At 40.7% G+C, this 11965-nt stretch carries 9 protein-coding genes; 4 read left to right on the top strand and 5 right to left on the bottom strand.

Translation table 11 applies throughout. The annotated features are described in order from the left end of the window. Nucleotides 1-2: 2 nt before the first annotated feature. Nucleotides 3-1976 carry a cation:proton antiporter domain-containing protein gene (locus tag KO534_RS10350; RefSeq protein ID WP_215929580.1) on the bottom strand — a complete coding sequence of 658 codons (1974 nt, stop codon included), beginning with the start codon at nt 1974-1976 and terminating at the stop codon, nt 3-5. Nucleotides 1977-2084: 108 nt separating this feature from the next. Between KO534_RS10350 and KO534_RS10345 the strand changes: the two genes are divergently transcribed. Further along, nucleotides 2085-2987, top strand: a complete 903-nt coding sequence (locus KO534_RS10345; protein WP_215929579.1) for a GGDEF domain-containing protein — start codon at nt 2085-2087, stop codon at nt 2985-2987. 127 nt (nt 2988-3114) lie between these two features. On the opposite strand, the gene KO534_RS10340 is transcribed toward KO534_RS10345, so the two are convergent. Next, complete coding sequence (locus KO534_RS10340; RefSeq protein ID WP_215929578.1) at nt 3115-4308, bottom strand: ABC transporter permease; 1194 nt, start codon at nt 4306-4308, stop codon at nt 3115-3117. 12 nt (nt 4309-4320) lie between these two features. After that, nucleotides 4321-5106, bottom strand: a complete 786-nt coding sequence (locus KO534_RS10335; protein WP_215929577.1) for an ATP-binding cassette domain-containing protein — start codon at nt 5104-5106, stop codon at nt 4321-4323. A 162-nt stretch (nt 5107-5268) separates the two neighbouring features. On the opposite strand from KO534_RS10335, the gene KO534_RS10330 reads away from it, so the two are divergent. After that, entirely contained in the window at nt 5269-5976 is a 708-nt protein-coding gene (locus KO534_RS10330) for a Yip1 family protein (RefSeq protein ID WP_215929576.1), read from the top strand. Here the strand turns inward: KO534_RS10330 and KO534_RS10325 are convergent. Beyond that, a complete protein-coding gene (locus KO534_RS10325; protein WP_215929575.1) occupies nt 5959-6777 on the bottom strand; it encodes a DUF3025 domain-containing protein in 819 nt (272 codons plus the stop codon). The two genes, KO534_RS10330 and KO534_RS10325, sit on opposite strands and share 18 nt — an antisense overlap. 68 nt (nt 6778-6845) lie before the next feature. On the opposite strand from KO534_RS10325, the gene KO534_RS10320 reads away from it, so the two are divergent. Then, entirely contained in the window at nt 6846-8507 is a 1662-nt protein-coding gene (locus KO534_RS10320; RefSeq protein ID WP_215929574.1) for a M28 family metallopeptidase, read from the top strand. A gap of 121 nt (nt 8508-8628) precedes the next feature. Here the strand turns inward: KO534_RS10320 and KO534_RS10315 are convergent, their stop codons facing one another. Continuing rightward, the gene (locus KO534_RS10315) at nt 8629-9576 is read right to left on the bottom strand and encodes an exopolyphosphatase (protein ID WP_215929573.1); all 948 of its coding nucleotides are present in this window, start codon (nt 9574-9576) and stop codon (nt 8629-8631) included. 491 nt (nt 9577-10067) lie between these two features. On the opposite strand from KO534_RS10315, the gene asnB reads away from it, so the two are divergent. Beyond that, entirely contained in the window at nt 10068-11735 is a 1668-nt protein-coding gene (gene asnB / locus KO534_RS10310; protein WP_215929572.1) for an asparagine synthase B, read from the top strand. Nucleotides 11736-11965: the final 230 nt, after the last annotated feature.

Genomic DNA, 11965 nt, shown 5'->3' with positions numbered 1-11965 from the left:
CACTAATCCCCCTCCAACAGGAAACGTTCAGCGCGCTCAACCTTGCGAGGTTTTGCAGAAATCACAATCACGTCACCAACCAGCAAAGGCATACTCATATCAGGCTCTGCCAATTCACAGTTGTTTCTTCTCAGGCCTTTAAAGTTGACCCGCCATTGCTGTAAATTGAGTTGCTGCAATGATTTGCCGACGGCATAGGCATTTTCAGTCAAAATTACCGCATGCATAAACTCCAACTTATCTTGTTTAACATAGTCAAGCTCGGTAGTTTCACCGGGAAAGAAACCGTGCATATTGCCATAATGTCCTTTGCGTTCTTTACGTACTCGTTTAAGTATTCTCGACATAGGTACGCCCGATAATTGCAAAACCTGGGTCACTAACATCAGACTACCTTCTAGAATTTCAGGTACCACCTGTGAAGCTCCTGCTGCTAGTAATTCCTCCATACGATAGTCTTGTCGGGTTCTTACCACTACTGGCAAGTCGGGGTAGAGGCTCTTGACCAAATGAATCACACTCATAGCTTTTTCATGTTGATCAAAAGTGATTAACAACATTTTAGCTCGTTCGATACCAACAGTTCGTAAAATATCTTTTTGTTTCACGTCGCCAAAATAAACTGGCTCCCCCGCACTTTGGCTCTCTTGCACGCGGATAGGATCTGCATCAACCACCATGTATTGAATAGCTTCTATTTTTAATAAACGACTGACTGATTGACCTACTCGACCAAAACCAAAAATAAGCACATGATCAGTCAATTTTTTATCCTGAACTGAAATCTGCTCTAAGCCTTTAACATTAGGAATTGCTTCAGGGCTTATCGCTTTTGCAATTTTGGGGCTTTGATCGACCAACCAAGGAGTAATCGCCATACTCATCACACCAATTGTCAATAATAGAGAACCTTGCTCTGAATTCAAGATAGCGTGGTCTACAGCCAATGCAGCCAACACAAAACCGAACTCGCCCATTTGGCAAAGTTTCAGCCCCGCAGCCCAAGCGTCTTGTTTACCTAATTTGAATATCTCGGCTGAAATACGAATAAGCGTGACTTTAAGCAATACAATAACAACCAAGCCTAACAACGCCCAATGTATTTGCTTTGGTAAATTATGCAGTTCTAAACGCATTCCTATGGTGATAAAAAACAACCCCATCAGAATATCTCTAAAGGGCCTGATATCGGCTTCCAATTGGTATTTGTATTTGCTTTCACCCAACATCATACCTGCCAGAAATGCGCCTAAGGCCATGGATAAACCAAAAGAAAATGCTAATCCAGCGGCCATTAATGCGACTAATATAGTGGTCAACACAAAAAGTTCATCGGTTCTGGTATTGGCCACCTCTCTAAATACCTTAGGTAGTATCCATTTACCGATAGACAACAAAATGCCAACGACGACTAATCCTTTTAGAAACGCCAATAAAATAGCAATACTTAAACTTTGGTCGGAATCGGCAGCCAATAAAGGGACTAGGATAAGTAAGGGCACCACAGCAAGATCTTGCAGTAGTAAAATACTCACAGCAACTTGTGCTCGAGTAGTATTTAAAATCCCCAAATCACTGGTTTGTTTAATCACGATTGCCGTAGACGACAACGCTATAATTCCGCCGATGACAAATGCGGCTTTGCTATCAAAGCCCAATAAAAAAGCGATCCCCATAAAAACTAAGGTGGTCAATACCATTTGAGCCAACCCCACCCCAAAAACCAAATGTCGCATGGCCAACATTTTCGGAAGTGAAAATTCTAAACCTAAAGAAAACAACAAAAAAACAATACCCAATTCGGCAAAATTTTGCATATCTTCAGGGTGTTCAAATAATGCTAGAAGGTCTGGACCCGCCAAAATACCACAAAAAAGGTAACCCAAAATAGGCGGCAAATTGATACGTTTAAATAACCATACAGTTGCCACCGCTACGGCCATTAAAATTACGATATTGCCTAAATTTCCATGCATGGTACGCGGCTCACCTTTGTTTCTTTCTACTAGGCACAGTATTTGCTTTAACCTGCACAAGTGTCAAATTTGTTTAGTAATTCGCCATTTAATTGGCAGGAGAAACTGTTGGAACAACTTACTCATTCATACAGTCCAAACGTCGGTGAGAATTACTTCAACCTTGAAGAGTCAAACCATGGTAATAAGCAAGGGTTGACCCAGAGTCAGTTGAATAATTTCATCCTTAAATTACTAACAACTATCGATTTGCCTAAGCTGAGTGAATTATATTTTCAGCAATTACAAAACACCCTACCGCTGTCTGCATTAAAGATCCAGTTCGAAGATAGCAGAGTTGATTTTGGCCCGAATTTACAGAGCTCACACGTAAAAACCTTAAATTGTATGCAGATGGGTACGGTAGTGGCCACAATGGATTATTCTTTGTCGCAACCTTTGTCGATAAGGGATTGGCAAATTTTACAACAAATGCATGTAAATTTTTGCAACCCTTTTAAAAATGCCTTAGAACATCATAAAATTAAGCAGTTTGCTATGAAGGACTTTTTAACGGCTTTGGGTAATAGAGCCAGTTATGACGAGACTATGATTAGATTAGCAAGTCATGCAGATAGAAGTCATCTACCATTTAGTTTACTAGTATTAGATATGGATAACTTTAAACAAGTTAACGATGCTCATGGGCATCAAGTTGGCGACAAAGTTTTGGTCGCCTGTGCAGACACTATTTTACACAGCCTTAGAGAATCGGATTTTGCCTTTAGATTCGGTGGCGACGAGTTTTGTTGTTTGTTACCAGATGCAGACAAACACACTAGCCACTTAATAGCAGAACGTATTCGCAGTGCAATTGAATCCCAACCGTTACTGCAACAACATCAAATTTCCTGCAGTATAGGCAGTGCAACGTATCTAGCAGACGATTCTCAGATAGGCATTTTTTCGCGAGCAGATGAAGCACTTTATGCTGCGAAACAAGCTGGCAAAAACTGCATTAGGAACGCCTAAATAGCTCAGGCAAAGAATTGAATTGATATGGCAATTGTTTGCCGTATTAACCATCCTAAAAATTAAACCATGGGTTCAACCATGGTTCAATTTTTACTAAACGTCTAAAGCGTATAATAATCTGAGATTATCTGAACAACACTTTTTCTTGATTAAACCAATAGACACAAAATGCGAACAATGCCCCTGCAATAATCACAGTTGAACCAAAAATCGCAAACAATTGGTAGTAATCCATTGTACCTTTAACTAATTCTTTCATAGCAAGAGAAACGTTAGTAATAGGTACCCAAGCCCAAGCTCCCTTTAGTTCGACTCCAGGTAAGAGTGCCAACATGATAGGTACAATGACTAAAATCGTCATAGGTCCCATGTAACTCTGCGCTTCTTTGAAACTTTTGGCATAGATAGAAATACTTAGTAATACCGCAGCAAAAATAGCGACGACTGGCACCAACATTAAAAATATCAGCAGAAAATCTAACATGGCAATCTGCGCCATAAAATCTGCGACAAATTTAATCGCCATACCTTGGCTTAGCACTAAGCCCCAAATCACCATACTGGCGACGGTTATTAAGGCTGTCATAGTGCCAGCAAAAGCAATAGTTAAAAATTTACCCATTACAATTTTGTTGCGATCAATAGGTGAAATCAACAGGGTTTCAAGGGTACCTCGCTCTTTTTCACCTGCTCCTATATCAGTCGCCGGCGCCATGGCACCAGTTAAACAGATAATGAATAACAGGTAGGGCAACATCCCCCCTATTTTTTCACCCCAATTTTCGCGATCATCTGCGGTATTCACTTTTTCTAATACTATGGGTTCTATCAGTGCGCTTTGTTTCGCTTCATTTAAGCCCAAGGTTGCAAACGCACTTTGTTGAAACACTTCAGATTGACTCGCAACTATTTCGTTTACTCGGGTATAAACCAAGTTCAACCCCGCATCGTTAAAGTACAGCTTAATATTGGCTTGACCATTAGCTAACACGTCACTGGAGTAATTCGCTGGAATTTCAAGTACAAAATCAACGGTCTCATTGCGAATAATCTCTGAGTAGTCAGCATTTTCTGCAATTTCGACTCGTTTGAATTTCTCTGGCTGTTGTAACTCTTTGACTATTTCAGGCGCATATTGACCACCAACCAAAGCGTAATTAAGCACTTGAGTTTCCGCTTTATCGATAGCTTGTTTGCTAACAAAACCCACAATCCCAAAAATCAAAGGGAAAATTAACAGAGGCAAGGCAATCATAAAAAACAAAGTTTTACGGTCACGTAATAACTCTTTTATTTCTTTTTTAAATACTAACCACATTACTTATTCTCCCTATTCGCCAGTTGATGTTTGGATAGCAGTCATAAATGACTGATGCAATGAGCCAGCAGCGAGTGCTTTAAAACTAGCGATATCACCGTCAAACATGGTACGACCCTGGTCGATAACTGTGACCTTATCGCATAATTCTTGCACTTCATCCAAATGATGAGTTGAAAAAATGACTGGTGTACCCTGCTCTTTTAATTCTCGAATGAAATCAAGCACCGTTTGAGTCGCCATAATGTCCAACCCTGTAGTCGGCTCATCTAAAATCACCAGCTCGGGAGAATGCACCACAGCCCGTGCAATAGCCGTTTTCTGTTTCATGCCTGTCGAAAAATTTTCCGAACGACGGTCTAAAAAGCCATGCATATCCAAAAGATCAGCCAATTCAGCAACACGACTCACGATTGCGTCCTCACTCATTCCATGTAATTGCCCAAAATAATGGATGTTTTCTCGGCCAGTTAATCTGCCATATAGTCCAGTTGAGCCCGACAAAAAACCAATTTTTTTGCGAGCAATAACTGGATTAGTTAAAACATTATCGCCATCAATCTCTACGCTACCTCCATCTGGTTTTAGAGCAGTGGATAACATTCGCAAAGTAGTGGTTTTGCCGGCACCATTGGGTCCAAGCAACCCTAATACTTCACCTTTTTGGCAGGTAAATGACACATCCTGCACCGAATGAAAATAACGCCCCTTAAGTCGCGGGTCTTTTTTCTCTTGCTCACTGAGCTTTTTAGGATTTTCCACAGCAAACTTTTTTGCTAATTGTTTTATTTCTATCATTCCGTTTCCTAGTAAGTGACGAACTTAGGGGTATAGTCTCTGAATTTTGTGATTTATTACATGCGCCAAACAAAAAAAATATGTAACAATAATCAATTCGCTCAGACTAGCGTTATTAATAATTAAATATTTACGTGCCAAAGATTAAATTAGGGGAGTTAAATGCAGCAAGTCAGTAACCCATTCCAAGCTATGAAGGACATCATCACCAAACCTAATCGAGTATTCGCCACCATTAACGAAGTCGATAATTGGTCGTGGATCCCGTTTTTATTCATTGCTGCGACTGGTGCCATTCCGATCTATCTATATTTCAATTTTGTCGATTTTGCATGGTACAACGAATTAATGGTGCAATCTGTGGCTGGAGATCTAAGTCCAGCTGAGCAAAGTGCGGTGCGCAACGCCATGGCAGATCAAGCTCAATCATTATGGGCTGGGGTATTTGGTTCAGTCTTAGTGGTTATCATCAGTAACGCAATATTGGCACTGTATTTTAACATAATGACTAGATCTGACGAAGAATGTGTACAAGGTTATACAGATTGGTATGGGTTTGCTTGGTGGATCAGTTTACCTTCAGTGGTGTGCAGCCTTATTAGTATCCTTGTGGTGGTATTAGCCCAAGATAATCAGTTGTCTCCTGTCAGTTTAGCTCCTACTTCTCTAGCATTTATTTTTTCTATCGAAACTAGTTCCCAATGGTCTTCGTTGCTGCAAAGCATTCGGTTAGAATCAATTTGGGTGATGTATTTGACCGCAGTTGGCTTAAGTCAATGGACCAAGTTTTCGGCCAACAGAAACTACACCATAGCGGTTGCCCCTTATCTGACGATTTGGATTATTTGGACATTAATCATTATTTTTTAATCGTCCCATAGGTCTGAAATAATCCGTATTATTATAAAAATTCGGATTCTTGTTGGCATCCCATACACCTGGGATGCCTAGCAAAGGTAAAGGGCCCATGGGCTTTTTTTCTGCAAAAATATTAGCGCTTTTTATATAATTCACCATCAAGGTATCCAGCAAATTTAATTGCTCACCATAACCCAACTTCGCAAATTGGCGGTCGACTTCCAAAGCCAGCCATTTTCCTGTAAGACCAATAAAAGGCTGTAACAACATTTCTAAATTGGCGTGTCCAAACATATAACTATTGAGTTCTTTACCCCAAACCGCTCTATTTTCGACAAAAACAGAATGCCACTTATGCGTAGCCAAATCCTCTAGTAACTGTTCTGCAATCGAGTTTTTTTCATAGGTTAAGATCACACCACATTCATCAAAATGAGTTAAGTTATTACGTCTCGTTGTTCTAGGCGACAAACCATGAAATTTAATGTCGGCAACATGTTGTTGATTAATTAACCCTTTAATTTGGGGAAACTGCAACCAAATCAAACCATTAAACAAGTCATGCCAACTATTAGGCCGAGTCGGAATAATATTCTGCTCATGGATAATCTGTTCGTAATATAAGTCTGTTTCTGGGAGTTGATTTTGACAAACAAATTTCGGAATAGGCCTATTACCAAAACCAGACTTTAACTGATTAAGGCCATAGGCGTTGGGCCAGTCAGTCAAACCTGACAGACTAAAAATCCCGTCAAGCTGCTGCATAGGTAGCATAGTGGTTTGTTTGATAAAATCCTGATGCCAAACAGTCATAATTGCCCTTGAGTTAGATCTAATGTAAAAAGGATGGGGATATACCATTTAACTACAAGAGCAACAATATGAAAACTTGCCATAAACTTCTGGCGTTATGCCTTCCTTTTACATTGGCGCTATCAGCCTGCCAAAATAAAACAGTTGAAACAACAGCAGCGGACACTATGCCAGTGGTTGTCGATAACTTTATTGATGTCTATGAATCCATTAACACTGATGATTTAAAAACACATATCAAAATTTTAGCCTCTGACGAATTTGAAGGACGCCTGCCCACCACTATTGGTGAACAAAAAACCCTTGATTATTTAGTCAATGCTTTTAAAAAAATGGGCTATGCACCCGGTAATGGAGATAGTTATTTACAACCCGTTGAACTGATTGAAATGACCGCCGCCCCAGATATGACCATAACAATAGGCGAAAATAAATTTGTCTACAAAGAAGGCATGATGGCATCTACCCAGCGAGAGCAAGCCAAAGTAGAGCTAAAAAACTCGGAGTTAGTATTCGTTGGCTACGGTGTTAACGCACCTGAATACGATTGGAATGATTACCAAGGTCTTGATGTAAAAGGCAAAACCGTAGTGATTTTAGTTAACGACCCTGGATTTGAAAATCCACAAGGTGATAAGTTTCAAGGTAAAACCATGACCTACTATGGTCGCTGGACTTACAAATACGAAGAAGCCAGCCGCCAAGGTGCCGCTGCAGCCATTATTGTGCATGAAACCATCCCCGCTTCTTACGGTTGGAGTGTGGTGGCCAATAGCTGGAGTGGCCCTCAGTATGGCCTTGTAAGCGAAAACGGTAACGCAGATAGGGTATCTGTAGAAGGTTGGCTAACCACAGAGGCCGCACAAAAAGTATTCGCGGATGCTGGACTCAATTTTGCCGAAGAAAAAGCCAAAGCGATTGCGGCACCATACAACAAAAGTATCGGGTTAGAAGCCTCGGTAACCGTTAACAATAGCTTTAAAAAATCCACTAGTTATAACTTCATTGCGACCTTACCCGGCTCTGAAAATCCTGACGAACATGTCATTTATACCGCCCATTGGGATCATCTAGGTAAAGATGAAAGCAAAGATGGTGACCAAATTTATAACGGAGCCCATGACAATGCCACCGGCACTGCCGCGACAATCGTTATGGCGAAAGCCTATTCTGAATTAACTGTCACACCTAAACGTTCGACTACCTTTTTAATTGTCACCGCCGAAGAACAAGGCTTGTTAGGATCGAAGTATTATTCACAACATCCAATCATCCCATTAGCTAAAACCGTCGCTAACATCAATATGGATGCCATGAATGTATTAGGTAAAACCAAAGATGTCGCAGTGGTTGGAATGGGTAAGTCTGAATTGGAAAACTATCTAGAAAAAGCGGTAAAACGCCAAGGTCGCCACTTAGTACAAGAAGGTCGCCCTGAAGCCGGATATTATTATCGTTCTGACCATTTCAGTTTTGCCAAGCAAGGTGTACCCGCTCTTTATGCAGAGGGTGGAGAAGAGCCCATAGACGAAGCGACAGCTGCATATCGTAAGCGTACTAACGTGATTGTGACTGGTTGTTATCATCAGGTTTGTGATAAGTATCGTGAGAACTGGGATTTGTCAGGCATTCAGCAGGATACCCAGATGTTGTTTGAAGTTGGGTACGATCTAGTGTCATCAGATGATTGGCCGAAGTGGAATGCTAGTAGTGAGTTTCAGCGTAAATAACAAATAGAGTCAATGTAGAGTAAAGGTTCTATTTATTACAGAACTGGATTAATGGGGAGCAGTGTCATTCACATGCTCCTCATTTATTTTGGCCGTTAATCGTAGCGGTTAATTTTAATCGCTAACCGTCTTGGGTAATTTGTTTAATTAACGCTGCCTGAGTTTCAGACACTTTATCATTGGATACCTGACAAGTACCGGCCGCTTGATGTCCGCCTCCCCCAAATTGCAAACACAAGTCACCAACTATGGTTTTCGAGCTTCTATCAAGAATCGATTTGCCAATAGCAAAAACGGTGTTTTGTTTCTTCAGTCCCCACATAACGTGAATAGAAATATTACATTGCGGGAAAATAGCGTAAATCATAAAGCGATTGCCTGCATAGATGACTTCTTGATCTCGAAGATCCAGTACCACCAAATTTTCATGAACTGTTGAACAGGCTAATAGCTGCGCTTTAAATTTTTCGGCGTGTTCCATATAAACCGTTACCCTTTCTTGCACATCGGGTAATGTCATGATTTCGTCGATAGTATGATTACCACAATAATCAATTAACTCCATCATTAGCTGATAGTTAGAAATTCGGAAATCTCGAAAACGTCCTAAACCAGTGCGACTATCCATTAAATAGTTAAGCAAAACCCACTGAGTAGGATTGAGAATTTCGTCTTTACTAAATTGAGCAGAATCCGCCTTATCTACCGCTTCCATCATATCCGACCAAGCAGCAGGGAACTTTTCAGTGCCACCGTAGTAATCGAATACAACACGCGCAGCAGAAGGAGCATCAGGATCAATTATGTGATTCTGTTGTTGTTTCTCGCCACTTCTTGTCACTTCACTTAAATGGTGATCAAAGGCAATAAAGCAGCCCGAAACGTAAGGCAAGTTGGTGGTAATATCATTATCGGTAATCTCTACAATACCATCTTGCATATCTTTTGGGTGTACAAATTTTATATCGTCAATAAGATCCAATTTTTTTAAAAGAACCGCACAAACCAGTCCATCAAAATCACTGCGAGTTACTAATCGATATTTTTTATTCGACGTGTGTGTAGACAAAATGGATCTCCTTTAAAGACCAAAACTAAATTAGCAATGAGTATAACAAACTTATCTGCAATGTTACTTCACTGTCAATAACTGAAATAAAAGACTGAATATTAACGCCCACAATTTTTGGTGTGCATGGGCGTCAATCTATCCCCTTCATAAACTGATTTAGGACGTCGTAAACCACTATAGAGGATCTTTTTGATCCAGATTCGACCTTTGTTCTTAGCTAAAATCCGACTCTCATTTACATGATCGGCTGCAACACGACAAACTGCCAGCCTCAATTGGCTCCATCTAAACCTTCTAAAACAAGCATTGTTCTTAGTAATTCCTTTCTAATGTAAGAAAATCACAGTTTATCCTTGCTTTTTTCGCTCAGACTGGCAAATTCAAGTGCGCGGTCGAACCAATAAAAACAAACAATACGATCGCCTTATCAGGCTTGTTTTACTTTGTTAGCCAAGCCCCTATAACCAGCAATCAAGAGAAATATTTTTATGTGTGGTATTTTCGGTATTCTGGGCATCAAAAGTGATGCAGCAGAACTTAGAACGCAAGCGTTAGAGCTTTCCAAATTACTCCGCCATCGCGGACCTGACTGGTCAGGGATTTGGAATAATGATAATGCTATTTTATGTCACGAACGTTTGGCGATAGTCGACGTAGACACAGGCGCTCAACCGCTAATCAGCCGCAATAATAATCAAGTGTTAGCCGTGAATGGCGAAATATACAATCATAAAGTGTTAGAAGCTGCGCTAGAAACACCTTATGATTTCAGAACCAAGTCTGACTGCGAAATCATTCTGCCTTTATATCAACAAAAAGGCATTGAGTTTATCGACGAATTAGAAGGCATGTTTGCATTTATTCTATACGATGCAGAGCAAGACAGTTATCTAATAGCTCGTGACCACATGGGTATTATTCCTTTGTATACTGGCTATGATGAACACGGCAATTTGTATGTCGCTTCCGAAATGAAAGCCCTAGCGCCTGTGTGTAAAACCATTCAAGAGTTTCCTCCTGGTCATTACTTGTGGAGTAAAACTGGTCAGTTAACCAATTATTACAAACGTGATTGGATGGACTATGAGAATGTCAAAAATAACGAAACCAACCTAGACGATTTAAAAGTAGCATTCGAAAAAGCAGTAAAATCTCACCTAATGTCTGACGTGCCATATGGTGTGCTGTTGTCAGGGGGACTCGACTCTTCTTTGGTATCTGCAGTGGCCGCCAAATATGTGGCTAAGCGTATTGAAGACGGCGATAAGACCGACGCTTGGTGGCCTCGCTTGCATTCGTTTGCTGTGGGATTAGAAGGCGCTCCGGATTTGATAGCCGCTCAAAAAGTTGCAGATATGATAGGTACCGTACACCACGAAGTGCACTTTACTGTACAAGAAGGCATCGACGCCTTGCGTGATGTGATTTATCACATAGAAACCTATGACACTACAACAATACGTGCTTCAACACCTATGTATCTCCTTAGCCGCAAAATTAAGGCGATGGGCATAAAAATGGTGTTGTCGGGTGAAGGGGCTGATGAAATATTTGGTGGATATCTGTATTTCCACAAAGCGCCTAACGCGAAAGAGTTTCATGAAGAAACCTTACGTAAACTTAACCGTTTGCATATGTTCGATTGTGCACGAGCCAATAAATCCACGTCTGCTTGGGGTGTTGAAGGCCGCGTACCATTCTTAGACAAAGAGTTTATGGATGTGGCGATGCGTTTAAATCCTCAAGACAAAATGTGCCTTGATGGAAAAATGGAAAAATGGGTATTACGTAAAGCATTCGACAATAACGAATATTTACCTTCGGAAATTTTATGGCGCCAAAAAGAGCAGTTCAGTGATGGTGTAGGCTATTCGTGGATTGATTCACTTAAAGACTATATCGAAACCGAAGTGACTGACGCACAAATGGCGTCAGCTGAATTCCGTTTCCCTGTAAACACTCCTGATACTAAAGAGGGTTATTTTTATCGCACCATTTTTGAAGGTTATTTCCCTCAAGAAAGTGCGGCAAAATGTGTTCCTAGTGGTAAATCTATCGCTTGTAGTACTGTAGAAGCATTAGAGTGGGATGCGAGTTTTAAAGCTAATGCTGACCCTTCAGGCCGTGCAATGAGCACTGTTCATGGAAAAACCTAAGTCTCATGGAAAAAGCTAAGTCATAACCTAGGTTAACGACAATAATTAACACGATAAAAACCAGAGTCAAACACTCTAATGCTGTTCACTTAAGGTGAGCAGCAGATTTTTTTGATGGAACGCCAGTCAGTCTATTTAACATTGGATTCCCGATAAAAGCATTCGGGAATGACAAGGGGGATTACGGTCATTCCGGCAGTCTTTTAGCCGGAATCCACTTTTATTGTTTA

It is taken from the genome of Paraglaciecola arctica, assembly GCF_018861065.1.
GTDB lineage: Bacteria > Pseudomonadota > Gammaproteobacteria > Enterobacterales > Alteromonadaceae > Paraglaciecola > Paraglaciecola arctica_B.
Note: the sequence above shows the minus strand (reverse complement) of the source record. Positions and strands in the feature narration are given on the sequence as shown.

Coding starts and splice junctions, on each gene's coding strand:
- KO534_RS10340 (WP_215929578.1), bottom strand. CDS start 4,308: ATGTGGTTAGTATTTAAAAAAGAAATAAAAGAGTTATTACGTGACCGT.
- KO534_RS10330 (WP_215929576.1), top strand. CDS start 5,269: ATGCAGCAAGTCAGTAACCCATTCCAAGCTATGAAGGACATCATCACC.
- KO534_RS10325 (WP_215929575.1), bottom strand. CDS start 6,777: ATGACTGTTTGGCATCAGGATTTTATCAAACAAACCACTATGCTACCT.
- KO534_RS10335 (WP_215929577.1), bottom strand. CDS start 5,106: ATGATAGAAATAAAACAATTAGCAAAAAAGTTTGCTGTGGAAAATCCT.
- KO534_RS10320 (WP_215929574.1), top strand. CDS start 6,846: ATGAAAACTTGCCATAAACTTCTGGCGTTATGCCTTCCTTTTACATTG.
- KO534_RS10350 (WP_215929580.1), bottom strand. CDS start 1,976: ATGCATGGAAATTTAGGCAATATCGTAATTTTAATGGCCGTAGCGGTG.
- asnB (WP_215929572.1), top strand. CDS start 10,068: ATGTGTGGTATTTTCGGTATTCTGGGCATCAAAAGTGATGCAGCAGAA.